The sequence below is a fragment of the Lawsonibacter asaccharolyticus genome, from assembly GCF_022453915.1.
GTDB lineage: Bacteria > Bacillota > Clostridia > Oscillospirales > Oscillospiraceae > Lawsonibacter > Lawsonibacter asaccharolyticus.
The window spans coordinates 1,575,330-1,602,123 of record NZ_CP091870.1 but is presented as its reverse complement, the minus strand read 5'-3'; the positions used below and the strand labels follow the sequence as shown (position 1 = coordinate 1,602,123).

The following is a 26,794-nucleotide window of genomic DNA, read 5'->3' as shown; positions in this document are numbered from 1 at the left end:
TCCGGAGGTATGCGCTCCGGGCGGGCGGGCATACTATTGGTATCACTGCCCAAGTCAAAGGAGATCATTCTATGAGTTTAGTTCCTTATGTAGTCGAGCAGACCAACCGGGGGGAGCGTTCCTACGACATCTTCTCCCGACTGCTCAATGACCGGATCATCATGCTCTCCGAGGAGGTCAACGACACCACCGCCTCTCTGGTGGTGGCCCAGCTGCTGTATCTGGAGGCCCAGGACCCGGACAAGGAGATCCAGTTCTACATCAACAGCCCCGGCGGATCGGTGACAGCCGGCATGGCCATCTATGATACCATGCAGTATATCAAGTGCGACGTGTCCACCATCTGCATCGGACTGGCCGCCTCCATGGGGGCGTTCCTGCTGTCCTCCGGGACCAAGGGCAAGCGGCTGGCCCTGCCCAACGCCGAGATCATGATCCACCAGCCTTCCGCCGGGACCCAGGGGCAGATCACCGACATGGCGATCCACCTGAAGCGGCTGGAAGTGGTCAAGAAGCGGATGAACCGCATCCTGTCGGAGAACACCGGCAAGGCCATCGAGGTGGTCACCGCCGACTGTGAGCGGGACAACTTCATGACCGCCCAGGAGGCCGTGGAGTACGGCCTGATCGACAAGGTCATCGAACACCGTTAAAGGAAACAGGGGAGTGGGAACAGGCTTCTGTTCCCACTCCGATTCCTATCTGAACGCACAACAATGAGGTGCATTATGGCAAGAAACGACGAAAAAAAGTCCATCCGCTGCTCCTTCTGCGGCAAGCATCAGGACCAGGTCCGGCGGCTGATCGCCGGCCCGGGCGCCTATATCTGCAACGAGTGTGTCCAGCTGTGCATGGGCATCCTCAGCGACGATGTGGACCTGCCAGAGGAGGGCTACGCTGGAGAGATCCCTGACGAGATCCCTACGCCCCGGGAGATCCATCAGGTCCTGGACCAGTATATCATCGGCCAGGATCAGGCCAAGGTGGCCCTGTCAGTGGCGGTGTACAACCACTACAAGCGCATCTATTTTGGAGGCGCGGAGGATGTGGAGCTCCAGAAGAGCAACATCCTGCTCATGGGCCCCACCGGCTGCGGCAAGACCCTGTTTGCCCAGACCCTGGCCCGAATCCTGAAGGTGCCCTTCGCCATTGCCGACGCCACCACTCTGACCGAGGCGGGCTATGTGGGCGACGACGTGGAGAACATCCTGCTTCGTCTGGTGCAGGCCGCCGACTACGACGTGGAGCTGGCGGAGCGGGGCATCATCTATATCGACGAGATGGATAAGATCGCCCGGAAGAGCGAGAACACCTCCATTACCCGGGACGTTTCCGGTGAGGGCGTGCAGCAGGCCCTGCTGAAGATCCTGGAGGGCACGGTGGCCAATGTTCCGCCCCAGGGCGGACGGAAGCACCCCCACCAGGAGTTCATCCAGGTGGACACCAAGAACATCCTGTTCATCTGCGGCGGCGCCTTCGACGGCATCGACAAGATCATCGAGAACCGCCTGGATAAGCGCAGCATGGGCTTCGGCGCCCAGCTTCAGAGCAAGAAGGAGCGCAATGTGGGCGAATTCCTGAAGGAGATCCAGCCCCAGGACCTGCTGAAATTCGGCATCATCCCAGAGCTGGTGGGCCGCCTGCCCGTCATCACTACCCTCCAGTCACTGGACCGGGAGCAGATGATCCAGATCCTCACTGAGCCCAAAAACGCCTTGGTGAAGCAGTATCAGAAGCTGCTGGACTATGACGAGGTGGTGCTGGAGTTCAGCCGGGAGGCCCTGGAGGCGGTGGCCGACCGGGCGGTGGCCCGGGGCATCGGAGCCCGGGGCCTGCGGGCTGTGCTGGAGGAGGTCATGACCAAGATCATGTACAGCGTCCCCTCTGACCCCACCATCGTCAAGGTGACAATCACGGCTTCCTGCGTGACGGACGGGGCCGACCCGGAGATCGTCCGGGACCCGGAGCGCCGCCAGCGCCCCCGTCTGGGCAAGGCGTCCCTGCGGGCCGAGCGCGGCGGTGCGGTGGGCACCAACGCCGGCTGAATCCCATTTGAATGACCATTGCTGCAATGTCCCGCGGAAGCCTATCCTGTGCGGGCCTCCCGGGACTTGCTTTTTATTCCCAGAGAGGAAGTGACGAACATGGACCATGATCCTGTTGCCAGCATCCAGACTCTCCCGGCCATCGCGCTGCGGGGGCTGACTGTGTTTCCCAATGTACTGATCCACTTCGACGTGGGCCGCGCGGCCTCCATCAAGGCGATGGAGGCCGCCATGGCTGCCGGAGAGCCGGTGTTCCTGGTGGGCCAGAAGGACATGACGGTGGAGCGCCCCGAACGGGATGACCTGTACACAGTGGGCACCCTGTCCAACGTGCGGCAGATCCTCCGCATGCCCGGGGACAACGTGCGTGTGATGGTGGAGGGCATCTCCCGGGCCCGCCTGAGGGACGTGACCCAGAGGGAGCCCTATTTGATGGCGGAGATAGAAGCCATCCCGGAGGAGAAGGCGGGCAGGGCCTCGGCCAAGACCGAGGCCCTGATGCGCAGCACCTATGAGATGTTCCAAAATTACACGGAGCTGGCCCCCAAGATCTCCCCGGACCTGCTCATCAATGTGCTGGCCAGCGACGACCCAGGCTATATCGCGGACTATATCGCCCAGAACATCGCCATGCGCAACAGTGACAAGCAGGCCATCCTGGAGGAGCTCCGGCCGGTGCGCCGCCTGGAGCGTATGTACCGCCTGCTGTGCCGGGAGGTGGAGGTGCTCTCCCTTGACATGGAGATCCAGAGCCGGGCCCGGGAGCAGATGTCGGAGAACCAGCGGGACTACTATCTCCGGGAGCAGATGAAGGCCATCCAGGCCGAGCTGGGTGAGAGCGAGAACGGAGACAGCGAGACGGCGGACTATCGGAAAAAGATTGCTGAGGCCCAGCTGCCGGAGCCGGTGCGGGAGAAGCTGGAGAAGGAACTCAACCGCCTGTCCAAGCAGCCCTTCGGCTCCTCAGAGGCCACCGTGATCCGCAACTATCTGGATGTATGCCTGGAGTTGCCCTGGGGCAAAAAGACCCGGGAGCGGGTCAGCGTGGAGGCTGCCCGCAAGGTGCTGGACAAGGACCACTATGGGCTGGAGAAGGTGAAGGAGCGCATCCTGGAGTTCCTGGCCGTCAAGCAGCTGGCCCCTGAGCTGAAGGGGCAGGTGATCTGCCTGGTGGGCCCGCCCGGTGTGGGAAAGACCTCCATTGCCATGTCCATGGCCCGGGCCATGAATCGTAAGCTGGCCCGCATCTCTCTGGGCGGCATCAGCGACGAGGCGGAGATCCGGGGCCACCGCAAGACCTATGTGGGGGCCATGCCGGGCCGTATCATCAACGCCATCAGCCAGTCTGGGAGCAGCAACCCCCTGCTCCTGCTGGACGAGATCGACAAGCTGGGCTATGACCACCGGGGTGACCCGGCCTCGGCCCTGCTGGAGGTGCTGGACGGAGAGCAGAACGCCTCCTTCCGGGACCACTTCCTGGAGGTGCCCTTCGACCTGTCCGATGTGCTGTTCGTGACCACCGCCAATACCACGGAGACCATCCCACGGCCCCTGCTGGACCGGATGGAGGTCATCGAGCTGAACAGCTATACCGACGAGGAGAAACTTCAGATCGCTAAGCGCCACCTACTGCCCAAGGAGCTCAAGCGCCACGGGCTGGCCCGGACCCAGCTGAAGGTGTCTGATGGCGCCATCCGGGAGATGGTGGCCTCTTACACCCGGGAGTCGGGAGTGCGGGTGCTGGAGCGCAAGATGGCCACCCTGTGCCGAAAGGCCGCCATGAAGCTGGTGGAGGGAGCATGCAAGTCTGTTTCCATTACAGAGCGGGACCTGGAGGAATATTTGGGAGCGCCCCGCTTCCACCCGGAGCGGGAGGCACTCGCCCAGCGGGTGGGCGTAGTTAATGGCCTGGCCTGGACCTCTGTGGGCGGTGAGCTGCTGGAGGTGGAGGTCAACGTGGTCCCCGGCAGCGGCAAGGTGGAGCTCACCGGCAACCTGGGCGACGTGATGAAGGAGTCGGCCCACGCAGCCCTCAGCTTTATCCGCAGCCGGGCCTCTCAGCTGGGCATTGACGGAGATTTCTACAAGAACAGGGACATCCATGTCCACTTCCCCGAAGGGGCGGTCCCAAAGGACGGCCCTTCCGCGGGCATCGCCATCACCACGGCTATGGTGTCCGCTTTGACAGATACACCGGTAAAGCCGGGACTGGCCATGACCGGCGAAGTAACGCTGAGAGGCCGGGTGCTGGCCATCGGCGGACTGCGGGAAAAAACTATGGCGGCCCTGCGCAACGGCATCAAGACCGTGATCGTTCCGGCGGAGAATGAGAAGGACCTGGAGGAGATCGACCAGACGGTCCGCGCCGCCCTCCATTTTATCTTGGTGGAGCAGGTGGACCAGGTGCTGGCCGCAGCGCTGTCTCTGTCCGGCACCGCCTGTGAGCGGGACACCGAGCAGGGGGGACCCTTCCCTGCAGGAAAGGGCAGGACGTCCATCGGCCTGAAGCAGTAAGAGGGGGAGAGACCATGGCCATCAACTTCCAACAGGCGGAGTTCATCCGCTCCGCCACCGCCCCCAAGGATTTTCCCAGAGACGGGCTCCCCCAGGTGGCTTTTGCCGGACGCTCCAATGTGGGGAAGTCCTCGGTTATTAACCGGCTGCTGGGGCGCAAAAACTTTGCCCGGGTGGGGGCGGCCCCGGGCAAGACCGTCCATATCAACTACTTTCTGATCGATAAGACCTTTTATCTGGTGGATCTGCCCGGCTATGGCTACGCCAAGGTCTCCAAGGCAGAGCGGGACCGGTGGGGCCGCCTGATGGAGGACTACTTCGCGGACCGGGAGCTGATGACCTTCGGCGCCATGATCGTGGACGCCCGTCACAAGCCCACCGCCGATGACTGCACCATGGCCCAGTGGTACCGGGACGCCGGCTGCCCTTTTGTGGTTGTGGCCAACAAGCTGGATAAGCTGAAAAAAAGAGAGATCGAGTCCAATCTTCTGACAATTCGAGAGACGCTGGAGCTGGATGATTCCGTAAAGTTAATTCCCTTTTCTGCTGAGAAGGGCGAAGGAAAACAGGAGCTGCTGGATCTGATCCTATCGAAATTGTGAGGAAGCACGGCCCCTCTGCGCCCATGCGGGCACGGAGGGGCCGTGTGCGTGTTCCCGCTGCGGCGGGGAGAAAAGGGAGGGAAACGGAGATGTTGGAGCGGAGCTATCAGACGAGACAGGGGACCATCCGATACTGGGTGAGCGCGCCCGGCCCTCGCGGGACCGCGCTGGTCTTTCTGCCGGGCCTGACGGCGGATCACCGGCTGTTCCAGATGCAGTTCTCCTTTTTTGCATCCCGCCGGCCCCTGCTGGTGTGGGACGCACCGGGCCACGGGGCCTCCCGACCATTTGCCCTGGATTTCTCCCTGATGGAACAGGCAGAGTGGCTCCACGGGATCTTGGTTCGGGAGAGGATGGGAGGGCCTGTATTGATCGGTCAGTCCATGGGAGGGTATCTGGCGCAGTGCTTTATGGAGCGATTCCCCGGACAGGCCCGGGGATTTATCTCCATTGATTCCGCCCCGCTTCAACGGAGGTATGTCACGGCGGCAGAGCTCTGGGCACTGCGGCGCTGCGAGCTGCTCTACCGCTGTTACCCCTGGAGCATACTGCGGAAAGCCGGAGCCAGAGGGTGCGCGGAGACAGCCCAGGGGCAGACGCTGATGAAGGAGATGATGGACTGTTACAGCAAAAGGGAATTCAGCGCCCTGGCGGGGCACGGGTTTCGGGCTCTGGCGGAGGCGATGGCGGCTGATCTGCCGTACAAAGTGGACTGTCCCGCCCTTCTGCTGTGCGGGGAACGGGACCGGGCGGGCCTGACGAGACGGTATAACCGCCGCTGGTCGGAAGAGACCGGCATCCCCCTGGTGTGGCTCCAGAGCGCGGGGCACAACTCCAACACGGACGTGCCGGATCAGGTCAACTCCATCATCCAGGGCTTCCTCAGGGAACATGGACTTTGAAACGTGTCGGCGGGGACCTGGCCCGGTGGGGAGGCAGAGGCCGCCCTTCTACGGCAGATCTCAGTCATCCTCAAAAGGAAAAATCTTACCCTCCGGCTTTCTGTAAATTTCCGAAGTTCTCTCTACGCAGCATTTTTTGAAAAAGAGCTGCCTGATTCGCCGTCTTGTATTTTCTTTGAGAATCTGGTATGATAAATAAGTATTTATTTGTCCATGGGTGCCCCATGGACAGGGAAGGGAGGCCGCCATGGGGTCGCTGAATGGTTTTCTGGAGCATATGGACTGGTTTCAACTGTTTCTGCTGCTGATCGGTGCGGTGGCCTGCCTGTTCTGCATCACCTTCCACGAGCTGGCCCACGGGTTCGCGGCCTACCAGCTGGGGGACCCCACCGCCAAGGTGAACGGCCGTCTGACGCTGAACCCGATCTCTCATATCGACTGGATCGGCCTGATGCTGCTGCTCACTGTGCGGGTGGGCTGGGCCAAGCCGGTGCCAGTGGATATGCGGAACTTCCGCCACCCAAAGCGGGACATGGCTATCACCGCCCTGGCCGGCCCTGCGGCCAACTTCCTTCTGGCCACGGCTGCCCTGGGGGTGGCCTCCCTGATCTATCACTTCGCGCCTCAGGGGACGGCGGCGGCCTATGCCATCTATTTCTTCCTGTATATGGCGGTGCTCAGTGTAGGGCTGGGGATCTTTAACCTGGTCCCTATCCCACCGCTGGACGGTTCCAAGATCCTGTTCGCCCTGCTGCCCGACCGGATCTACTACCAATACCTGCGCTATGAGCGGTTTTTTATCCTGGCTGTGGTGCTGCTGGCCTGGATGGGGGTGTTCAGCGTGCCCCTGAGCTTCTGCATGGAGGGCATCGTCCGCGGCCTGTGCGCGGTGACCGCCTTCCCGTTCCAGCTGGCGCAGTACTATTTCTTCTGAGAGGCATTGGGGGGAACGCTTTGGACAGTCCGATCTACCACCTGGAAGGGGTGGTCAAGGCCAAAACAGAGGACATGGAGGACTTTGTCGGCCCCCTGGACCTGATCCTTCACCTGCTGAGCAAAAACAAGATGGAGATCAAGGACATTCAGATCTCTCTGATTCTGGACCAGTATCTGGCCTGGATGGCCGCCCGCAAGGAGATGGACCTGGAGGTAGCCAGCGAGTTTGTCACCATGGCCTCCCAGCTGGTCTATATCAAGACGAGGATGCTCCTCTCCATCCACGACGAGGAGGCCCTGAGCGAGATGGAGCAGCTCATTGCCAGCCTGGAGGAGCACCAGCGCAATGAGAACTATCTGAAGATCAAGGAGATCACCCCCCTGCTGGACCGGCGGTACAGCTATGGGAGAGACTTCATCACCAAAGTGCCGGAGACCATTCAGCCGGACAGGACCTACCGCTATGTCCACGACAGGGAGGACCTGAAAAAGGCTATTCTGTCTGTCCTGTCCAGGGCGGACCACCAGCTGCCGCCCCCAGTGGCGGCCTTTCAAGGCATCGTGGGGCGGGAGCCATACCCCGTGTCGGAAAAGGCAGGGGAGATCATCCGCCGGCTGCTCCGGACCGGGGTCACCCGGTTCCGCGCCCTGTTCCAGGGCAACCGCAGCCGCTCCGAGGTGGTGGCCACCTTCCTGGCGGTGCTGGAGCTGTGCAAGGCCCACCGCCTGCGGCTGGCCGGGACGGAGGAGGACTGTACCATCACCTCCACCCAGGGGGAGCAGGGGGACCATTTAGAGGTCACAGCGGATTCCTTTGAATTTTAACAGGATGGGAGAAGAGGCATGGAACTGAAGGAGCTGGAGGCCGCGCTGGAGGGGGTCCTGTTCGCCGCCGGGGAGCCGGTGGGGGTGGAGCGCCTGTGTCTGGGGCTGGAGGTGGATCGGGCCACCATGGACGCAGTGGCCCAGCGGCTGATGGACCGGTACAGCTATGAGCGGCGGGGTATCCGCCTGGTGCGGCTGGATACCAGCTACCAGCTGTGCTCTGCTCCGGAATTCGCTCCCTATATCCGCAAGACTTTGGAGAATCGGAAGCCGGCGCGGCTGTCCCAGCCTGCGCTGGAGGTGCTGGCGGTGATCGCCTACTACCAGCCGGTGACCCGGGCCTATGTGGACCAGATCCGGGGGGTGGACAGCGCCTATACGGTGGGACTGCTGCTGGAGCGGGAGCTCATTGAGGAGTGCGGTCGGCTGGCCGTTCCCGGGCGGCCCATCCTGTACCGCACAACGAAAAATTTCCTGCGCTCCTTTGGGCTGTCCAGCCTGGAAGAGCTGCCTGAGCTGCCGGATGCCTCCCAGGAGAGCGGACAGCTGACCCTGGAGCTGGAGGCGGCGGTAGCCCGTTTGAGGGCGGAGGAGAGTGGGCAGACTGTCCAAGAGGACGGGGCAGCTCACCCGGCCCAGAAGGAGACGGAATGAGGGGGTGGATCGTTCTGGCGGCGGTCCTGCTGCTGTTGTTCCTGCTGGGGCAGCTGCGCCTGGGCGCGGTGGGGGAGTATGGTCCCGGAGGAGCCGGAGCCTGGTTCCGGGCGGGGCCTGTCCGCATCCGCCTCTACCCAAGGAGGCGCTCAGGGCCTTCGAAAAAGGAGAAGGCGCCCAAGCCCGGGAAGGAGCACCCTGCGGGGGAGGCACGCGGCGGCGGACTTTTGGAGCTGATGAAGGAGCTGCTGCCCCTGGCCTTGGAGGCGGCGGGCTGTTTCCGCCGCAGGCTGCGGGTGGATCAGCTGGAGCTGAAGCTCACCATCGGCGCGGCGGACCCAGGAGACGCAGCTATCCGATATGGACAGGCCAACGCCCTGCTGGGAAGCATCTGGCAGCCCCTGACAGAGGCGTTCCATGTGGAGGAGGGCCGGGCCCGGGTGGAGGTGGACTTCACCGCGGCGGCCCCGGTGCTGACGGGGCAGGTGTCCCTGTCCCTGAAGCTGTATCAGCTCCTGTGGCTGGGGCTGCACTTCGGCCTGCGGGCCCTGAGTACCTATGTGAACCATCGAAATCGGCATAAACAGCAGAGAGAGGCGGTTTGAATATGGAAAAACAGCATCCCATCAATGAAATGATGAGCACTACAATGGAGAAGATCCGCAGCATGATGGACGCCAACACCATCATTGGCGACCCCATCCAGACCGGGGAGGTCACCCTGATCCCGGTCTCCAGGCTGTCCTTTGGATTTGCCAGCGGCGGGAGCGACTTTGTGACCAAAAATCAGAAGCCCGGGGCTGAGAACACCTTTGGCGGGGGCAGCGGCGCCAGCGCGAAGATGGAGCCGGTGGCCTTCCTCATCATCAAGGGGGACAGCGTCAAGCTGCTCCCGGTCGATCCACCTCCCGCCACCACGGTGGACCGGGTCATCGAGGTGGTGCCTGAGGTGGTGGAAAAGGTCACCGATTTTCTGGAAAAGCAGAAAAAAGCAGACGAGCCCCCGGAGGGAACGGACCACTTTGTGGTGTGACCGCACTGATCTGACAGAATTTGCCGGATCCGGCAGGGAGAGAAAACCGGCGGCCCGGAAAATACTAAGGTCACTTTGTTTGATGGAAGGTGACCATATTGAAACGACTGCTGGCGGCGGCGCTGGCCGCTGGATCTATGCTCTGCCAGGTGCCCACTGCCCAGGCGGTGGGCACCTCCGCGTCCTCTGCCATCCTGATGGAGGCAGAGAGCGGCCGGGTGCTCTATGAACAAAACGCCCACGAGGAACGGCTCATCGCCAGTATTACCAAGCTGATGACCGCCCTGGTGGCGCTGGAGTCCGGCCACGACCTGGAGGAGACCGTCACAGTGGGGGAGGCCTGCACCCGGGCAGAGGGTTCCTCCCTCTATCTGCGCCCAGGGGAGGAGATCTCGCTGAAGGGGCTGCTCTACGGGGTGATGCTGCGCTCCGGGAACGACGCAGCGCTGGCAGTGGCGGAGCACTGCGGGGGCAGCGTGGAGGAGTTCGTTGGGCGGATGAATGAAAAGGCGGCCCAGTTGGGGATGGTGAACAGCCATTTCGCCAACCCCAACGGGTTGAACGCGGAGGGGCATTACTCCTCTGCCTACGACATGGCCCTGCTGGCCCGGGCCTGCCTGGAGAACGAGGCACTGGCGGAGATCGCCGCCACCAAGAGCGCCACTGTGGACGGCCGGGTGCTGACTAACCACAACAAGCTGCTGTGGCAGTACGAGGGCTGCATCGGCCTGAAAACGGGCTATACAGAAAAGGCGGGGCGGACCCTGGTTTCCGCGGCCCGGCGGGGCGGGATGACGCTGATCGCGGTGACCCTCAACGACCCGGATGACTGGCGGGACCATACCGCCCTGCTGGACTACGGATTTTCCACCTATGCCCCGGTGACGCTGACAGAGGAGGGAAAGGCCGTGGCTCGGCGGCCCGTGTCCGGCAGCCTGGTCCCCTTTGTGGAGATCCAGGCGGCAGAGACGGTGCGGATCCCGGTGTGTGAAGAGGACAAAATCGACTGGGAACTCCAGTGGGACCAGGAGGCGCTGGAGGCTCCTCTCCGGGCCGGCGGCAGTGCGGGCCGGATGGTCTGCCGGGTGAACGGCGAGGAGGCGGCCTGCGTGCCTCTGGTGTTCGCCCAGGATGTGGACCGTGCGCTCCAGCCTCCTGGTGGGATCTGGACTCGGCTTATGGAGCTTTGGAACAGATAAAGAAAGAGAGGGGGGAGTCAGCATGGAGGAGCGCCTGCAAAAGCTGCTGTCAGCCTGCGGGCTGGCCTCCCGCCGAACGGTGGAGCAGTGGATCGAGGCGGGGCGGGTCACCGTCAATGGGACGAAGGCACGGCTGGGGGACAAGGCGGACCTGGACCGGGACCGCATCGAGGTGGATGGCCGGCCGGTCCGGCCCGGCGGAGACCGGCTGTATCTGATGCTGAACAAGCCTCGAGGGTATGTGACCACCCTGTCTGACGAGAAGGGGAGAAAGACGGTGGCGGAGCTGGTCTCCGGATGCGGACGGAGAGTGTGGCCGGTGGGGCGGCTGGACTTGGACTCCGAGGGGCTGCTCCTGCTGACCGACGACGGGGAACTGACCCAGAAGCTGCTCCACCCCAGTCATCAGGTGGAAAAAGAATATCTGGTGTGGGTCACTGGGGACGTGAGCCGGGGGCTGCCGGTGCTGTCCGGCCCCATGGATCTGGACGGCGTGCCGCTGTCCCCGGCCAAGGTGCGGCGGGGGAGGACCAGCGGAGGAGTGACCCAGCTATCCATCACCATCTGTCAGGGGAAAAACCGGCAGGTCCGGCGCATGTGCGGTCAGGCGGGTCTGAAGGTGCTGCGCCTGAAACGGGTCCGGGAGGGAGGGCTCTGCCTGGACCGGACCCTGGGGCCCGGAAAGTGGCGGAGACTGGAGCAGAGCGAGGTGGCCTCCCTGCTGCAAAAGCCCTGATTTTTTGCCCCGTACCGGATAGAACATAAATTTTTTGCAAGATAAAGTTTTTATCCTGCAAAAATGGCTTGCTTTTTTCCGGGAAACAAGGTATCATAAGGAGCTGAAACAGCTGGTTTCCTCAAAGAGAAAAGCAGGAGTTGACCGAGATGAATCGAGACATTTTGACTGTGATCCAGGAAAATATGAGCACCTTCTCCAAAGGGCAGAAGCGGATCGCCAACTATATCCTGGAATCTTATGACAAGGCGGCCTTTATGACCGCCAGCCGCCTGGGCAAGACCGTCAGCGTCAGCGAGTCCACCGTGGTCCGTTTTGCGGCGGAGCTGGGCTATGATGGCTATCCCAGCATGCAGCGTTCCCTGCAAAAAATGATCCGGAACCGCCTGACCTCCGTCCAGCGCATCGAGGTTTCCAATGACCGGATCGGAGATCAGGATCTGCTCTCCAGCGTCCTCCAGTCGGACATCGAAAAGATCCGCCTCACCCTGGAGGAGGTGGATCGCCAGAGCTTTGACCGCGCGGTGGACGCCATCGTCTCCGCACGGAAGATCTACATCATGGGTGTGCGGTCCTCCGCCTCCCTGGCCACCTTCCTCAGCTTCTATTTCAATCTGATTTTCGACAATGTGATCTCTGTGGCGGCCAACACCGCCAGCGAGGTCTTTGAGACCATGCTCCGGGTGGGGGCGGAGGACGTGGTCATCGGCGTGAGCTTTCCGCGGTACTCCAGCCGCACCGTCCAGGCCATGAACTTCGCCCGGGACCGGGGCGCCACCACCATTGCCATCACGGACAGCGAGGCCTCGCCCCTGGCCCCCATCTCCAACTACACACTGAAGGCCCGCAGCGATATGGCCTCCTTCGTGGACTCCCTGGTGGCCCCACTCAGCCTGGTCAACGCCCTGCTGGTGGCGGTGAGCCGGAAGAAAAATGACGACCTGGCCCATACCTTCCAGACCCTGGAGGACATCTGGGATGAGTACGGGGTCTATGAGAAGGTGCAGGACTGAACGATGGCCGATGAACTGATCGTGGTCGGCGGCGGGGCCGCCGGCATGATGGCCGCCATTTCCGCTGCGGAGACGGGAGCGGCCGTCCGGCTGCTGGAGCGCAACCCCAAGGTAGGGCGCAAGCTGTACATCACCGGCAAGGGCCGGTGCAACGTGACCAACCACTGTCCGCCGGAGGAGGTGCTGGCCAGCACGCCCCGGAACGGCCGGTTCCTCTACGGGGCCGTGACCCGTACGCCGCCGGCGTGGGTGGAGGACTTTTTCACCGGCCTGGGGGTCCCGCTGAAGGTAGAGCGGGGCAACCGGGTCTTTCCGGTGTCGGACCGGGCGGCGGATGTCATCGACGCCCTGTTTTTTCATATGAAAAAGCTGAATATCCCGGTGACGCAGGCCCGGGCCTCCCAGATCTGTCTGGAGGAGGGACGGGTGTCCGGGGTGGAGACCGATTGCGGCTTCTTTCCCTGCCGGGCTGCGGTCCTGGCCACTGGCGGCTGCTCCTATCCGGCCACCGGCTCTACCGGCGACGGATATGAGATGGCCCGGGCCTTGGGCCATACTGTGGTCTCGCCCGTTCCATCCCTGGTCCCCTTGGAGGCAGAGGAGGACTTCTGCGGAAAAATGCAGGGCCTGGCGCTGAAAAATGTGTCCCTCCGGGTCAAGAACCAGAAGGGGAAGGTGGTCTATCAGGAGCAAGGGGAGCTGCTGTTCACCCATTTTGGCCTCTCCGGTCCCCTGGTGCTCAGCGCCAGCGCCCATATGCGGGACTTTGCCAGGGAGCAGTACACCTGTGTCATCGACCTGAAGCCGGCTCTGGAGGAACAGAAGTTGGACGCCCGGCTGGTCCGGGAGCTCTCGGAGCAGGCCAACCGGGACTTTCAGAACGTCCTGGGCAGTTTAGTGCCCAGGCTGATGGTGCCCACCGTCATCGCCCTCACCGGCATCCCCGGGGACCGAAAGGCCCACGACATGACCAAGGGGGAGCGCCGCCGCCTGCTGGAGGTCCTGAAGGGCCTTGTGATCCATATCCGGGGTCCCCGGCCCATTGCGGAGGCCATCATCACCTCCGGCGGGGTGAAGGTGGGGGAGATCGACCCCAAGACCATGGGGTCGAAAAAGGTGCCCGGCCTGTTCTTCGCCGGGGAGCTGATCGACGTGGATGCCTATACAGGGGGCTTCAACCTCCAGATCGCCTGGGCCACCGGCCGGGCGGCAGGGGAAAGCGCCGCCCGGACCTGCCTGGGGCAGGACCTGGGGGGAGCAGGGGCCTGAGTACCGTCGGACCGGAGCGGAGAATCAATCAAATTTTGGAGCGAAATAAGAAATGCAGGAAAAAAGCGTTGCCATCGACGGCCCCGCCGGGGCCGGAAAGAGCACCCTGGCCCGGGCCCTGGCCCGGGAGCTGGGGTATTTGTATGTAGACACGGGGGCCATCTACCGCACGGTGGCCCTGCGGGCCTGGGAGGCAGGGGCGGATCCATCCGACCCGGAGCAGATCGCCCCTCTGCTGAAGGGGCTGGACCTGCGCATGGATTATGGGGCAGATGGTGTACAGCGGATGTACTTGTCTGGACGTGACGTGACAGAGGCTATCCGGGTCCACCAGATCTCCGGACTGGCCTCCCAGGTGGCTGCCCTGCCCCCGGTGCGGGACTTCCTGCTGGACTTTCAGCGCCGTCAGGCCATGGAGCACGACGTGGTCATGGACGGCCGGGACATCGGGACGGTGGTGCTCCCTCACGCGGGGGCAAAGGTCTTCCTTACCGCCGCGCCGGAGGCCCGGGCCCGCCGCCGCCTGCTGGAACTGAAGCAGCGGGGACAGGAGACGGAGCTGGAGACCGTTCTCCGGGACATCGTCCAGCGGGATGAACAGGACCGGAACCGGGCGGTGGCCCCTCTCCGTCAGGCGGAGGACGCTGTGCTGTTGGATACCACGGAGCTGGGACTGGAGGAGAGCCTGAAGGCCCTGATCTCCCTGGTGAAAGGGAGGCTGGCTCAATGAGTACAGAACAGTTCTACCGATTCCTCTATCTCGTCGTCTGGCCCTTTTTCAATCTGTTCCATCCGGTACGCACCGTGGGGCGGGAGCACATCCCAGAGGGGGCGGCGGTGATCTGCCCCAACCATACCGCCCTCAGCGACCCGTTTTTTGTGGCTTTCGCCTTTCAGAAAAAGAACCCTCTGCGGGTGATGGCCAAGATCCAGCTGATGCGGGTGCCCGTGATCGGCTGGCTGCTGGGCAAGGCGGGCATCTTCGGAGTGGACCGGGGCCATGCGGACATGCACGCGGCCAAGACGGCTCTGCGCTGCCTGAAAGAGGGGCACAAGCTGCTCATCTTCCCCGAGGGGACCCGCGTGGAGGAGGGGGAGAACGTGGACGCCAAGGCGGGAGCGGCCATGTTTGCCACCCGGACGGGGGTGCCCATCGTCCCCATGTACATCCCGGCGCAGAAGCACTGGTTCCGCCCTACCACTGTGGTGATCGGCGAGCCTTACTATCCCCAGATCCAGGGGCGGCGGGCCACGGCGGAGGAAAATCAGGAGATCGCCCGTGAGATCATGCGGCGCATCCACGCACTGGGGGGACTTCCCCAGTGAAGATAAGGATCGCAAATTCGGCCGGCTTCTGCTACGGCGTGCGCCGGGCGGTGGAGCTGGCGGAGGGGGCCGCCCGGTCCGGCGAGCCCTGTGTGATGCTGGGTCCCATCATCCACAACCAGGACATGATGGACCATCTGGCCCGCCATGGCCTGCGGGCGGTGGTCAGGCCGGAGGAGGTCCCGGAGGGGAGCGAGGTCATCATCCGCTCCCATGGGGAGAGCCGCGCTGTCCACGAGGGCCTGCATGCCCGGGGCGTCCGCATCCTGGACGCCACCTGTCCCAATGTTACCCGTATCCATCAGATCGTGGCCCGGGCTGAGGAGCAGGGGAGGCAGCCCATCATCATCGGAACCCGGGACCACCCGGAGGTGCTGGCCATTGCGGGCTGGTGCTGCCGCCCGGTGGTCCTGTCTGGAGCGGAGGAGCTGGAAAACTGGCTGGCGGAGGACCCGTCCCGACGCCAAATGCCACTCACTTTTGTGTCCCAGACCACGGCCATCCGCAGGGTTTGGGATTCCTGCGTGAAAAAAGCAAAAAAAGAGTGTACAAACGCAGAATTTTTTGATACAATATGTGGAGCGACATCAAAACGCCAGGAAGAGGCCGTCCAGCTGGCCGCCCAGTGCGGCGCGATGGTGGTCATCGGCGACCGCCAGAGCTCCAATACCAGGAAGCTGGCGGAGCTCTGCCGGGAAGTCTGTCCATCTGTCCAGCTGATCGAGCGGGTAGATGACCTGGAGTTGTCTCCTCTGCGGGGGACAGAGACTGTCGGTATCACTGCGGGCGCATCCACGCCTGCGTGGATAATAAAGGAGGTCTGTGACAAAATGAGCGACGAAATCATGGAGATCGAGGAATCCTTCGCTGACATGCTGGAGAGGTCGATCAAAACTTTGAATACGGGGGATAAGGTAACTGGCGTTATCACTGGGATCACGCCGACTGAGATCTATGTGGATCTGGGCACCAAGCACGCCGGCTACATTCCCGTATCCGAGCTGACTGATGACCCCACCGCCAAGGTGGAAGATCTGGTCAAGGTAGGGGACGAGATCGAGACCTTTGTGGTCCGCGTCAACGACCAGGAGGGTGTTGTCACCCTGTCCAAGAAGCGCCTTGACGTGGTCAAGGGCTGGGAGGACGTGGAGGCCGCCCAGGAAGAGCAGACTGTCATGGAGGGCGTCGTCACCGAGGACAACAAGGGCGGCGTTGTGGTGTCCGTAAAGGGCGTGCGGGTCTTCGTTCCCGCCTCCCAGACCGGCCTGCCCCGGGAGACTCCCATGTCCGAGCTGCTGAAGAAGAAGGTCCGCCTGGTCATCACCGAGGTGAACCGTGCCCGTCACCGCGTGGTGGGCTCCATCGCCAAGGTGCAGCGCGCCGAGCGCGCCGCCGCCGCAGAGAAGGTCTGGGCCGAGATCGAGGACGGCAAGCACTACACCGGCGTGGTGAAGTCCCTGACTTCCTACGGCGCTTTCGTGGACATCGGCGGCGTGGACGGCATGGTCCACATCTCCGAGCTGTCTTGGAGCCGCATCAAGCACCCCTCCGAGGTGGTCTCGGTGGGCGACACCGTGGATGTGTATGTGATCTCCGCCGACAAGGAGAAGAAGAAGATCTCCCTGGGCATGAAGGACCACAGCCAGGACCCCTGGACCGTGTTCACTTCTCAGTACCAGGTGGGCGACGTAGCCAATGTCCGCGTCGTTAAGCTGATGACCTTCGGCGCCTTTGCCGAGATCGTCCCCGGTGTGGACGGCCTGATCCACATTTCTCAGATCGCTGACCACCGCATCGAGAAGCCCGGCGACGTGCTGGCTGAGGGAGAAAAGGTGGACGTGAAGATCACCGACATCGACATGGAGAACAAGAAGGTCTCCCTGTCCATTCGTGCACTGCTGGAAGAGCCCGAGGCTGAGGAGGACGCTCCTGCCGAGGAGTGATTCAGCCCTAATCCTATTTTACCATGAAAAACAGCTCCCTCTGCCACGGCAGAGGGAGCTGTTTTTCTGATCCGGTCCTGTAGGGCACTGCTCCAGGGTCCCTGACCGGGGGGAGGCCATATGGACCAGAAAGCCGCTCATCCGGGGGATAAAAAGCAGCCGAATGGAGGTATTATGGTGGATTTTTCATAAAATTTACTTGCAAGAGAGGGAATAGATTGGTATAATAAGACTGGAAAATCAGAAATTCTGGTCTATTTTGGAGGTGAGACTGTTGTTTCAGGTAGGGGATAAGATCGTCCATCCCATGCACGGAGCAGGTATCGTAGAGAGTATCGTCCAAAAGAAGGTAAACGGTGTGATGCGGGATTACTATGTGTTGAAGCTCCCGGTGCGTGCGATGGTGGTCATGATCCCCACAGACAACAGTGAAGAGATCGGGGTGCGCCCCATCGTGGACCGGGAGCAGGCCGACCAGGTGCTGGCGGCCATCCCCGGCATAGAGGTGGACATGACCCAGAACTGGAACCGACGGTACCGGGAAAATCTGGAGCGCCTGAAGAGCGGGAACCTGCTGGAGGTGGCCCGGGTGGTGAAGGGGCTGATGCTCCGGGAGCTGGAACGGGGGCTTTCCACTGGGGAGCGGAAGATGCTCCACTCGGCTAAGGAGATCCTGATCTCAGAGATCGTACTGTCCCAGAGCTGTACCTATGAGGATGTGGAAGCGCGCATAAATACGGCGCTGAACTAATATGCTGGGAGAGAAGCGCGGGCAAAAAGGGACCGGATGGTCCCTTTTTTCAGGCAGGAAGGTGAACCGATTGGCAGGAATTTGGAAACGATTGGCCCAGAGAAAGGGCAGAGGGGTGCCCATCTGCTCGGTGGTGATCCCAGCGGCAGGGTCCTCCTCCCGGATGGAGGGGATCGACAAGATCCTGGAGCCCCTGGGGGAACTCCCGGTGCTGGTGCGCACCCTTCAGGTGTTCCAGAGCTGCGATCTGGTCCATGAGGTGATCGTGGTCACCCGGGAGGATCTGATCGTCCCCGTGAGCCAGCTGTGCAGGGATTTTATGCTGGATAAGGTGACCAAGGTGATGGTAGGAGGCGCCGAGCGGGTTCTCTCCGTCCGAATCGGGGTGCAGGAGGCCCGCCGGGACGCGGCGCTGATCGCCATCCATGACGGGGCGCGGCCGCTGCTGAGCCGGGAGGTGCTGGAGGAAGTGCTGAAAAAGGCTGCGGTTACCGGGGCGGCGGCGCCGGCCATTCCCATGGTGGATACCATCAAGCGGGCAGAGCGGGGCGTTGTGGTGGAGACGATGGACCGCTCCAGCCTGTGGGCGGTCCAGACGCCCCAGGTCTTTGAGGCGTCCCTGATCCGGGCGGCCCTTGAAAAGGCGGTGGCGGACGGGGAGACTCTCACAGATGACTGCGCCGCTGTGGAGCGGATCGGGATGAAGGTCTCCCTCACTCGGGGAGACAGGGAGAACATCAAGCTGACCACCCCCTTCGACCTGATGGTGGGGGAGGCGATCATCCGGCAGAGGGAGGGATATTGAGTGACACGGATCGGACAGGGATACGATGTGCACCGCCTGGCAGAGGGCCGGAAGCTGATCCTGGGGGGAGTGGAGATCCCCTATGAGCGGGGGCTCCTGGGCCATTCGGACGCGGACGTCCTCACCCACGCAGTGATGGACGCCCTGTTGGGCGCGGCGGCACTGGGAGACATCGGTTGCCACTTTCCGGACAGCGACCCGGCCTACGCCGGAGCGGACAGTCTGGCCCTGCTGGACCAGGTGATGCAGCTGCTCCATGCGGAGGGATGGCAGGTAGAAAATGTGGATGCCACAATCCTGGCCCAGCGGCCTAAATTAGCTCCCTATCTGGGTGGTATGGCGGATCATCTGGCCGCTCATATGGGAGTGGAGCTGGGACAGGTGAATGTCAAAGCGACCACAGAGGAGGGGCTTGGCTTCACTGGAAGTGGAGAGGGGATGGCTGCCCATGCGGTCTGCCTGCTGACAAAAGAATAACGGAAAATGGAGCGCGGGCGCCGGAAATTCCGGTGCCCGCGCTCTGTGAAGAGAATAGCAAGGAGGTGTAGGATCAGAAATCGATGCGGCGGCCTTCCTCGGCGGACTGATAGGCGGCGTACATGATCTTGGTGGTCTCGTAAGCCAGAGCAAAATCAGAGGAGGGCGTCTTATCGTAGGCAATGGTCTCCATGAAGTCCTGGAGCTCACCCATGTAGCCGCGAATGATCTCATCGGAGACGAAAGCCTTGTTCCAGCCCAGCTTGGCGGGCAGCATCTCGGAGATGTACACATCATCCAAGCCCTCTTCATCCAGGAAATAGGTGTTCAGGATATCAGTGGGGGTGATGTTGCACATCAGGGAGCTGTCGTTGCTGTAAACCTCGATGTAGTTCTTGGTGCCGCCCAGTACGGTGTCACTGGCGATGGTCAGGCACTTGGTCCCGTCGGAGAAGGTAACGGTGACGGCGGCGTAGTCCTCCACGTCCTCGGGACGGGCGGCGATGTGGCGGTGCTCATGCTCGCTGAGGCAGGCAGTGGTGACGCCCACGTCGGCGGAGACACTCTTGACAGTAATGGTCTCGCCCCGGGCCAGGGCCTCCTGCTGCTTCAGCCACAGCATGCCAGTGAGGGGATGGGTACCGGTGCGGACCAGGATGCCGCCGCCAGTCTTGTTCCACTTGCCAGCCACGGGGGAGCTGGAGCCTTTTAGGCTCTCCTCACCCTTCATGAACAGCACCTTGCTCTTCTTGGCGCGGATGATCTCAGCGGCCTTCTGGACCGGAGTGGCATAGACGAAGTTCTCGGCGTACAGGAACTTCTTGTCGGTAGAGTCCACCACTTCCTTCAGCTCATCCATGATGGCCATGACCTCTCGATACATCTTGGCCTTCTCGGTCCTGCCCACATTCTCCTCGCCGGGCTTGCCGAAATAGCCGGTGAGAGGCTTCTCACAGATGACATGCTTGCCGGCCTTCAGGGCCTTGATGGCCATGGAGCAGTGGAGGAAAGGAGGGGTGACGATGTCGATGACATCGATCTCCGGGTCTGCCAGCATATCGTCAAAGTTAGTGATGGCCTGCTCATAGCCATAGCGCTCCTTGACCTGATTGGCCAGATCCAGGTTCAGGTCACAGACGGTCTTGAGGCGGATGGGCACTCCACTGACCTTTTCATAGCCGTTGCCGTGGAGATGCGCGGCATAGCCGGCTCCGATGGTGCCGATGACCACGGGTTTTACCTGCTTGTTCATAGAAAGTTCCTCCTTCATGATTTGTGAAAGGCTCACGGGCTTTTCAGATTTGATAGACTCAATATAGGGGAAATCACACAAAAAGTCAAATGATGCTTTTTCATTCAAAATTGAAAAAATTTAATGCAGGGCAGGCGCATCCAGACCGCAGTATCCGGCAGCCCGCTGCCAGCATACATTGTATTGAGAGGGTATCCCCTCCCGGCCGCGCCGTCGGCTGCGGCCACCCGTACTCCAGGAAAGGAACTATGCCATGCTCTATTATCTAATCGTGTGCCGATCCCTGACTTACGCACAGCGGACCGCCTCCGCCCTGGAGCGGGCAGGGATCACGGCTCATATCATGCGCTCCCCTAAAAGCATCGCGGGGGAGGGGTGCAGTCATTCCGTGAAGGTCTCTCAGCGGAATCTGCCCGATGCGTTAAGAATACTGCACCGAACAGAGCTGGACCCCCGCCGGGTCTATATCACGGCGGGAGACGGCAGCTACAAGGAGGTGCAGCTGTGATCTATCTGGACAGCGCGGCCACCTCTCTGCAAAAGCCGCCTGCGGTCGCCCGCGCCTGCTCCTACGCCATCTCACATTATGCCAGTCCGGGCCGAGGTGGTCACAAGCCGGCCATGGACGCAGCAGCAGCGGCCTTTGCCTGCCGGGAGGCGGCAGCCCGCCTGTTCCAGGTCCCCAAGCCGGAACAGGTGGTCTTTACCAACAATGCCACCCACGGCCTGAATATCGCCATAAAGGCCCTGGTCCGTCCGGGAGGGACAGTGGTCATCTCCGGATATGAGCACAACGCGGTCACCCGGCCGCTCCACGCCATCCCGGATGTGACGGTCCGGGTGGCGGCCGGACAACTGTTCCGGCCGGAGGAGACCGTGGAGGCATTCCGAAAGGCCCTGACCCCGGAGGTGACTGCGGCTGTATTCACCCATGTATCCAATGTGTTTGGAATGATCCTCCCCATCCAGGAGCTGGCCCGGCTTTGCCGGGAACGGGGGGTCCCCTTCATCCTGGACGCGTCCCAGTCAGCGGGCTGCCTCCCGGTCCATCTGGAGGAACTGGGGGCAGCCTTCATCGCCATGCCGGGCCACAAGGGGCTGTACGGCCCCCAGGGGACCGGTCTTCTGCTCTGCGGACAGACCCCGCCGCCTCTGCTGGAGGGGGGCACGGGAAGTGAATCCATCCGGCAGGAGATGCCGGACTTCCTGCCCGACCGTCTGGAGGCGGGGACCCACAACATCGCCGGGATCGCCGGGCTGCTGGAGGGACTGCGCTTCGTGGAAAAGCAGGGGGTACAGTCCATCGGCAGCCATGAGCGGGCCCTGACCGTCCAGATGGGGGAGTCTCTCGCCCAACTCCCGGGGGTGGAGGTGTTCCGGAGCAAAGACCCCAGCCAGCAGGCCGGAGTACTCTCCTTCCGGGTATCGGGGATGGACTGTGAGGAGCTGGGGGAGGCGCTGGGCCGCCGGGACATCGCCCTGCGTTCCGGGCTCCACTGCGCCCCGCTGGCCCACCGGACAGCTGGGACACTGGAGACCGGGACCGTGCGGGCCAGCGTCTCCGCCTTCAACGTCCCCCAGGAGATCCCACGCTTCGTCCGAGAGCTAAGGCAGATCCTCAGCGAAAAGCCGTAAGACCTTACAAGGCGTCAAATGCCAGAGATCTTGAAGAGAGATCCCTGGCATTTTTTCTGTCCGGCTCCTGCCGGAACGGCCGGAGCCCAGGGCAGGTCCTGCCCTGCAGCCTATCCGGCGTCAGGGGTGACGGGAGACATATTCATGAAATTTTCATTCTTTCCTTCTCGTTTCATGTTGCCAACTTCCGCGGAATATCGTATAATTATCAAATAGGTAATTGGGCAGACCCATGCGGGCCTTTTGAAAAGAGGAGATTCCATGAGCGAACTCATACAGAGGATGCCGGCAGTCGTTCAGACCATTCGCCTGTCCGACCTGGTGGATATCGCGATCCTGTCTATCGTCATATACAAACTACTCTGGATGGTGCGGAAGACCAGCTCTGGGCGGGTGCTCCGGGGGATTATGATCGTGGTGGTGGCCATCTGGGCCTCTGCCGAGTTCAACTTATACGCCACCAGCTTCGTGCTCAACCGGGTAGTGGAGTACGCCATTCTGGTGCTGGTCATCCTGTTTCAGCCGGAGATCCGCCGCTTTCTGGAGCGGGTAGGCAGCAGCAGGATGAGCAAGGTCTTCGTCCAGCCCCCGGAGGCCGCCCACGACATCGACAGCGCCATCTCCCAGACTGTGGAGGCCTATACCTCCCTGTCCAAGGACAAGGTGGGGGCGCTGATGGTCTTTGAGCGGGCCAACCTGTTGGACGAGGTCATCAAAACCGGCACGGCGCTGGACTGTGCCGTCTCCAGCGAACTGCTGAAGAACCTGTTCTGGAACAAGGCGCCACTCCATGACGGGGCGGTCATCGTCCGTAACGGCCGCATCGTGGGGGCTGGCTGCATGCTGCCACTCTCAGGCAACACCAACCTCAGCCGTGACCTGGGGATGCGCCACCGGGCAGGCATCGGCATGAGCGAGCACTCTGACGCGGTGGTAGCCATCGTCTCGGAGGAGACCGGTTCCATCTCGGTGGCGGTGGGCGGCATGCTCAAGCGCCACCTGGCCCCTGAGACCCTGGACCGCCTGCTGCGCAATGAACTGAAGACGGACGAGGATGACGGGGAGAAGAAGAGCGACCTCTTCCCCCTGGTCGCCGCCCTGTTCAACCGAGGGAAAAAGGAGGGGACAGAATGATCCAGCGTATCCAGAACAGCAAGTGGGTCTTTGTCCTGATCTCCGTCTTTTTGGCCGTGATCTTCTGGATGTACGTCCGCAACGACCTGGACCCCCCGGGGAGCCGGACGATCTACAACGTGCCGGTGACCCTGACGGGAGAGACTATCCTGGAGAGTCAGGGGCTCACTATCACTGCGGTCTCTGACACGGCGGTGGACCTGAAGATCACCGCCCCTATCAGTATCCTGAACAAGCTGAGCAACCGCAATCTCAGCGTGACCGTGAACGTGTCCCAGTGTACCGAGGGGGAGCAGATCCTCCAGTATGACGTGAACTGGCCCCGGGACGTGAGCACAGCGGAGATCACCAAGGAGTCTCAGGAGCCTGCCGCTATCACCGTTATGGTGGCACGGCTGTACTCCAAGACCTTTGAGATCCAGCCCGTGCTGAAGGCCAGTATCGCCCCGGGCTACCAGGCGGGCCAGATCACCATCAGTCCAGAGACCGTGACCATCAGTGGCTCGGAGGAGGCGGTCTCCAGGGTGGCGAAGGTGGAGGCGGTGCTGGAGGGCGAAGAGCTCAACACCCGCTTCTCCGGCAATGTTCCTCTCGTTCTGCTGGACGCAGAAGGGAACGAGCTGACGGATCTGGAGATCAACATGGACACAGATACCACCTATGTGACCATGCCGGTCTATGTGGTGAAGGAAGTTAAGCTGACCGTAGACTACACGCCGGGCGGCGGTGCCACCGGCGAGGATGTGACCTCGGCCATCATCTTCCCGGACTCTATCACCATCGCCGGCTCAGAGGAGGACGTGTCCAAGGTAGAGGAGATCTCGCTGGGCAGTATCGACCTGTCCAAAGTGGTGGGGACCAACAGCTTCACCCTACCCATCGAGCTGGACTCCAGCCTGGAGAACGTCAGCGGCATCACAGAAGCCGTCGTCACGGTGACCATATCCGGCCTGTCCACCCGTACCTTCAATGTGACCAACATCGATTATGACAATGCACCGGAGGGCTATCATGTGGAGGTGGCTACCGAGTCCTGCTCTGTGGTGGTGCGAGGCAGCGAGGAGCGCCTGGAGGACATCTCTGCCAGCCAGCTGCGCATCGTGGCAGACCTGTCCAATGTGATGACGGTGGGCTCCGTCTCCGTCCCAGCCAGAGTGTATCTGGACTATAACAGTGAGGTAGGCGTCATTGGAGAGTACTCTGTTGTGGTCAACATCAGCAGATAGTAAAAACGGTTTTTGAGGCAAAACTTTGGAGGCAGCAGCATCATGAGTCAAAATGCCATTGTAAAAAAAGTGGTCCATCCCGGTGTGGTGGAGGTGTCCCTTATGCGCCAAATGGAGTGCGGCCTGAGCTGTTCCAGCTGCGAGGGCTGCCCCCAGCGCCCCAAGGAGGAGATCCTGGCCCTGGCCTCTGATCCGCAGGGGGGGGCCAAGCCGGGGGACTGGGTGGAGGTGGAGCCCGCCTCCGGCAGCGCCATCGGCTTCGCCCTTCTGGTCTTTTTCCTCCCCTGCGTCTTTCTTCTGGGGGGATACCTCATCGGCAGGCTTCTGGGTCTGGGAGACGGGGGTTCCATCGGAATGGCAGCCGCGGGGCTGGTCCTGGGCTTCGTTCCGGCGGTCCTGATCAACCGGACCATCACCCGGCGGAAGACCCCGGAATTCACCGTGCTGGGGTATCTTCACAGCGTGTGAGGAGAGCCCTGTGTTTGGATATGTCCGGCCTGTCCGGGAGGAACTGAAGTGTAAAGATTTTGACCTTTATCGTGCCACATACTGTGGGCTCTGCCGGGAACTGCGGCGGAAATACGGCCTGCTGGCACCCATGTTCCTCAATTTTGATTTCACCTTTCTGGCCCTGCTGCTCTGGCCGGCAGAACAGCGGTTCGTCCCCTGCCGCGGCAGGTGCCACGCCAATCCGCTGGCCAGAAAGGAGATGTGTCCCGCTGATCCGGCCCTGGAGGCGGCGGCGGACGAGAGCATCATCCTCACCTACTGGAAGCTGCGGGATTCTGCTCGGGACGACGGCCCCTTCAGCGGCCTGCCAGCCAGAGGGCTGGCCCTGCTCCTAGCTCCCGCCTACCGAAAGGCGGCGGTCTGCCGGCCGGAATTTGACCGGACAGTCCGTTCCTGCCTGGAGGAGCTGACAGGGCTGGAGGCAGAAAACTGCCCCTCAATCGACCGGACGGCCGACACCTTCGCCCGCATCCTCCAGGCAGCCGCGCCCCCCTCTGAGGACCGGAGCCGGGATCGGGCGCTGGAGCAGCTCCTCTACCACTTGGGGCGGTGGATCTATCTCATCGACGCCCGGGACGATCTGGAGGAGGACCGCGCCTCCGGCTGCTATAACCCTGTCCGCGCCCGATATGGGGAGGGAGGGGACGACCAGGCGCTGGCCCTGACTCTGGAGCACTCCCTAAATTTGGCCCGCTCCGCGTTCTGCGTACCGGACTTTGGCTGCCGAACCCCTGTGCTGGAGAATATCCTCTATTTGGGGCTCCCCATGATCCAGCAGGCCGTCTTTGATGGCAGCTGGTCCCGTCTGAAAAAAGAAAAGATTTGGAGAAAACCTACATGAACGATCCGTACAGTGTTTTGGGGGTCAGCCCCAATGCCAGCGATGAAGAGATCAAAAAGGCCTATCGTGAGCTCGCCCGGAAGTACCATCCGGACAATTATCAGAACAATCCCCTGGCCGATCTGGCTGAGGAGAAGATGAAAGAGATCAACGAGGCCTATGAGACCATCACCAAGCAGCGCAGCGGAGGTGGGGGCTCTTATCAACGTCCGTCCGGCGGATACGGCGGGCAGAGCTATGGCGGCGGATACCAATACAGTCATCAACAGAGCGGCTCCGCCAACCCTACCTACGCCCGCATCCGGAACCTGATCAACAGTGGAGATCTGGGGACGGCGGAGCGCCTGCTCAACGAGGTGCCCCAGAAAAACGGGGAGTGGTATTTCCTTTCCGGCAGCATCGCCTACCGGAAGGGCTGGCTGGATGAGGCGATGCAGAACTACTCCCTGGCCTGCCAGATGGACCCAGGGAACATGGAGTACCGCCAGGCCCTGGCCATGATGCAGCAGGGGGGACAGGCATACCGCCCCTACGGATACAGCGGAGGGATGGACGGCCTGGACTGCTGCACCAGCCTGCTGTGCCTGAACTGCCTGTGCGGAGGGGGGCACTGCTGAGATGGCCTCTTTTCACACCACCAGCCGCCGCACCGCGGTTGCCGGGGTCCTGGCAGCGGGGAGCCTGGCCGTGCTCTGGCTGGCCTGTATGGTTCCGTCAGGGCGCATCGGCCTGACCGGCGCGGCCGGTCTGTTCCCGGTGGCCGCGGTGCTGGCCGCCGGACGGGCGGCGGGCTATCTGTGCTGGGCCGCATCCGCCCTGCTGGGGCTGTTCCTGCTGCCGGACAAGGGGGTCGCTCTGCTCTACCTGATCTTCTTGGGGCTCTACCCGGTAGTCAAAAACAACATCGAGGGCCTGCGGCGCCTGCCCCTGGAGTGGCTGTGCAAGCTGGCCTGCTTCAACGCGGCCCTGTCCCTCTTCTGGTTCGCGCTGCGGGCGCTGTTCCTGCCCGATCCCCCTGTGTGGCTGGGGGAGAGGACCTGGCTGCTCTATCTGGCAGGGAATCTGATCTTCGTCCTCTATGACGTGGGCCTGTCCCGCCTGATCGCGCTGGTGATGGCCCGGATGCCGGGGCGCCGCCGCTGAAATCAAAATAAGGAAGTGAACCG

General features: G+C 62.1%; 29 protein-coding genes. 28 read left to right on the top strand and 1 reads right to left on the bottom strand.

Features of this window, described 5'->3' with window-relative positions; all coding sequences use genetic code 11:
* The first annotated feature begins 71 nt into the window (after nucleotides 1–71).
* The 20 genes from clpP to ispF all read left to right on the top strand — a co-directional run bounded on the left by clpP (nucleotide 72) and on the right by ispF (nucleotide 19,030).
* Complete coding sequence (gene clpP, locus L9O85_RS07640) at nucleotides 72–653, top strand: ATP-dependent Clp endopeptidase proteolytic subunit ClpP (protein WP_050624859.1); 582 nt, start codon at nucleotides 72–74, stop codon at nucleotides 651–653.
* Between the two features lie 75 nt (nucleotides 654–728).
* Nucleotides 729–2,045, top strand: a complete 1,317-nt coding sequence (gene clpX, locus L9O85_RS07635; protein ID WP_050624858.1) for an ATP-dependent Clp protease ATP-binding subunit ClpX — start codon at nucleotides 729–731, stop codon at nucleotides 2,043–2,045.
* A 99-nt stretch (nucleotides 2,046–2,144) separates the two neighbouring features.
* Nucleotides 2,145–4,559 carry an endopeptidase La gene (lon, locus tag L9O85_RS07630; RefSeq protein ID WP_256181878.1) on the top strand — a complete coding sequence of 805 codons (2,415 nt, stop codon included), beginning with the start codon at nucleotides 2,145–2,147 and terminating at the stop codon, nucleotides 4,557–4,559.
* A gap of 14 nt (nucleotides 4,560–4,573) precedes the next feature.
* Entirely contained in the window at nucleotides 4,574–5,161 is a 588-nt protein-coding gene (gene yihA, locus L9O85_RS07625; RefSeq protein ID WP_276755769.1) for a ribosome biogenesis GTP-binding protein YihA/YsxC, read from the top strand.
* 89 nt (nucleotides 5,162–5,250) lie between these two features.
* Nucleotides 5,251–6,063: an alpha/beta fold hydrolase gene (locus tag L9O85_RS07620; RefSeq protein WP_050624856.1), complete on the top strand. Its 813-nt coding sequence runs from the start codon at nucleotides 5,251–5,253 to the stop codon at nucleotides 6,061–6,063.
* 247 nt (nucleotides 6,064–6,310) lie between these two features.
* Nucleotides 6,311–6,997 carry a site-2 protease family protein gene (locus L9O85_RS07615; protein ID WP_276853460.1) on the top strand — a complete coding sequence of 229 codons (687 nt, stop codon included), beginning with the start codon at nucleotides 6,311–6,313 and terminating at the stop codon, nucleotides 6,995–6,997.
* A 20-nt stretch (nucleotides 6,998–7,017) separates the two neighbouring features.
* Entirely contained in the window at nucleotides 7,018–7,824 is an 807-nt protein-coding gene (locus tag L9O85_RS07610) for a segregation and condensation protein A (protein WP_050624855.1), read from the top strand.
* 18 nt (nucleotides 7,825–7,842) lie between these two features.
* Entirely contained in the window at nucleotides 7,843–8,478 is a 636-nt protein-coding gene (scpB, locus tag L9O85_RS07605; RefSeq protein ID WP_301578359.1) for an SMC-Scp complex subunit ScpB, read from the top strand.
* Nucleotides 8,475–9,083: a DUF2953 domain-containing protein gene (locus tag L9O85_RS07600; RefSeq protein WP_108981201.1), complete on the top strand. Its 609-nt coding sequence runs from the start codon at nucleotides 8,475–8,477 to the stop codon at nucleotides 9,081–9,083. The genes scpB and L9O85_RS07600 overlap by 4 nt, the downstream gene beginning before the upstream one ends.
* Nucleotides 9,084–9,085: 2 nt before the next feature.
* A complete protein-coding gene (gene ytfJ, locus L9O85_RS07595; protein ID WP_050624852.1) occupies nucleotides 9,086–9,511 on the top strand; it encodes a GerW family sporulation protein in 426 nt (141 codons plus the stop codon).
* Between the two features lie 98 nt (nucleotides 9,512–9,609).
* Complete coding sequence (locus L9O85_RS07590) at nucleotides 9,610–10,710, top strand: D-alanyl-D-alanine carboxypeptidase family protein (RefSeq protein WP_301578358.1); 1,101 nt, start codon at nucleotides 9,610–9,612, stop codon at nucleotides 10,708–10,710.
* 22 nt (nucleotides 10,711–10,732) lie between these two features.
* Nucleotides 10,733–11,446 carry a pseudouridine synthase gene (locus L9O85_RS07585; RefSeq protein ID WP_276755776.1) on the top strand — a complete coding sequence of 238 codons (714 nt, stop codon included), beginning with the start codon at nucleotides 10,733–10,735 and terminating at the stop codon, nucleotides 11,444–11,446.
* Nucleotides 11,447–11,595: 149 nt separating this feature from the next.
* Nucleotides 11,596–12,459 carry a MurR/RpiR family transcriptional regulator gene (locus L9O85_RS07580; protein WP_050624850.1) on the top strand — a complete coding sequence of 288 codons (864 nt, stop codon included), beginning with the start codon at nucleotides 11,596–11,598 and terminating at the stop codon, nucleotides 12,457–12,459.
* A 3-nt stretch (nucleotides 12,460–12,462) separates the two neighbouring features.
* On the top strand, nucleotides 12,463–13,728 hold the full coding sequence (locus L9O85_RS07575) for an NAD(P)/FAD-dependent oxidoreductase (RefSeq protein ID WP_301578357.1): 1,266 nt from the start codon (nucleotides 12,463–12,465) through the stop codon (nucleotides 13,726–13,728).
* Between the two features lie 52 nt (nucleotides 13,729–13,780).
* Nucleotides 13,781–14,458, top strand: a complete 678-nt coding sequence (gene cmk, locus L9O85_RS07570) for a (d)CMP kinase (RefSeq protein ID WP_108981203.1) — start codon at nucleotides 13,781–13,783, stop codon at nucleotides 14,456–14,458.
* Nucleotides 14,455–15,054 (top strand): lysophospholipid acyltransferase family protein, encoded by a 600-nt coding sequence (locus L9O85_RS07565; protein WP_050624847.1) that lies wholly within the window; start codon nucleotides 14,455–14,457, stop codon nucleotides 15,052–15,054. The genes cmk and L9O85_RS07565 overlap by 4 nt, the downstream gene beginning before the upstream one ends.
* Nucleotides 15,051–16,997: a bifunctional 4-hydroxy-3-methylbut-2-enyl diphosphate reductase/30S ribosomal protein S1 gene (locus L9O85_RS07560; RefSeq protein ID WP_276755780.1), complete on the top strand. Its 1,947-nt coding sequence runs from the start codon at nucleotides 15,051–15,053 to the stop codon at nucleotides 16,995–16,997. Before L9O85_RS07565 ends, L9O85_RS07560 begins: the two co-directional genes overlap by 4 nt.
* Before the next feature lie 274 nt (nucleotides 16,998–17,271).
* Complete coding sequence (locus L9O85_RS07555; protein WP_050624845.1) at nucleotides 17,272–17,748, top strand: CarD family transcriptional regulator; 477 nt, start codon at nucleotides 17,272–17,274, stop codon at nucleotides 17,746–17,748.
* A 70-nt stretch (nucleotides 17,749–17,818) separates the two neighbouring features.
* The gene (gene ispD / locus L9O85_RS07550; RefSeq protein WP_256181865.1) at nucleotides 17,819–18,553 is read left to right on the top strand and encodes a 2-C-methyl-D-erythritol 4-phosphate cytidylyltransferase; all 735 of its coding nucleotides are present in this window, start codon (nucleotides 17,819–17,821) and stop codon (nucleotides 18,551–18,553) included.
* Entirely contained in the window at nucleotides 18,554–19,030 is a 477-nt protein-coding gene (ispF, locus tag L9O85_RS07545) for a 2-C-methyl-D-erythritol 2,4-cyclodiphosphate synthase (RefSeq protein ID WP_050624844.1), read from the top strand.
* Between the two features lie 73 nt (nucleotides 19,031–19,103).
* On the opposite strand, the gene L9O85_RS07540 is transcribed toward ispF, so the two are convergent.
* Nucleotides 19,104–20,282: a Gfo/Idh/MocA family protein gene (locus L9O85_RS07540; RefSeq protein ID WP_082203603.1), complete on the bottom strand. Its 1,179-nt coding sequence runs from the start codon at nucleotides 20,280–20,282 to the stop codon at nucleotides 19,104–19,106.
* 253 nt (nucleotides 20,283–20,535) lie between these two features.
* Here L9O85_RS07540 and L9O85_RS07535 point away from each other — a divergent pair, with 253 nt between their 5' ends.
* The 8 genes from L9O85_RS07535 to L9O85_RS07500 all read left to right on the top strand — a co-directional run bounded on the left by L9O85_RS07535 (nucleotide 20,536) and on the right by L9O85_RS07500 (nucleotide 26,771).
* Nucleotides 20,536–20,790, top strand: coding sequence for a DUF3343 domain-containing protein (locus L9O85_RS07535; protein WP_050624842.1), 255 nt, complete (start codon nucleotides 20,536–20,538; stop codon nucleotides 20,788–20,790).
* Nucleotides 20,787–21,917, top strand: a complete 1,131-nt coding sequence (locus tag L9O85_RS07530; RefSeq protein ID WP_277102684.1) for an aminotransferase class V-fold PLP-dependent enzyme — start codon at nucleotides 20,787–20,789, stop codon at nucleotides 21,915–21,917. Before L9O85_RS07535 ends, L9O85_RS07530 begins: the two co-directional genes overlap by 4 nt.
* A gap of 261 nt (nucleotides 21,918–22,178) precedes the next feature.
* Nucleotides 22,179–23,051, top strand: a complete 873-nt coding sequence (cdaA, locus tag L9O85_RS07525) for a diadenylate cyclase CdaA (protein ID WP_050624840.1) — start codon at nucleotides 22,179–22,181, stop codon at nucleotides 23,049–23,051.
* On the top strand, nucleotides 23,048–24,277 hold the full coding sequence (locus L9O85_RS07520; protein WP_050624839.1) for a CdaR family protein: 1,230 nt from the start codon (nucleotides 23,048–23,050) through the stop codon (nucleotides 24,275–24,277). The genes cdaA and L9O85_RS07520 overlap by 4 nt, the downstream gene beginning before the upstream one ends.
* Nucleotides 24,278–24,319: 42 nt before the next feature.
* Nucleotides 24,320–24,745 (top strand): SoxR reducing system RseC family protein, encoded by a 426-nt coding sequence (locus L9O85_RS07515; protein WP_050624838.1) that lies wholly within the window; start codon nucleotides 24,320–24,322, stop codon nucleotides 24,743–24,745.
* Nucleotides 24,746–24,755: 10 nt separating this feature from the next.
* Complete coding sequence (locus L9O85_RS07510; protein WP_050624837.1) at nucleotides 24,756–25,628, top strand: DUF5685 family protein; 873 nt, start codon at nucleotides 24,756–24,758, stop codon at nucleotides 25,626–25,628.
* Complete coding sequence (locus tag L9O85_RS07505) at nucleotides 25,625–26,245, top strand: J domain-containing protein (protein WP_050624836.1); 621 nt, start codon at nucleotides 25,625–25,627, stop codon at nucleotides 26,243–26,245. The genes L9O85_RS07510 and L9O85_RS07505 overlap by 4 nt, the downstream gene beginning before the upstream one ends.
* A gap of 1 nt (nucleotide 26,246) precedes the next feature.
* On the top strand, nucleotides 26,247–26,771 hold the full coding sequence (locus L9O85_RS07500) for a hypothetical protein (RefSeq protein ID WP_050624835.1): 525 nt from the start codon (nucleotides 26,247–26,249) through the stop codon (nucleotides 26,769–26,771).
* Nucleotides 26,772–26,794 lie beyond the last annotated feature (23 nt).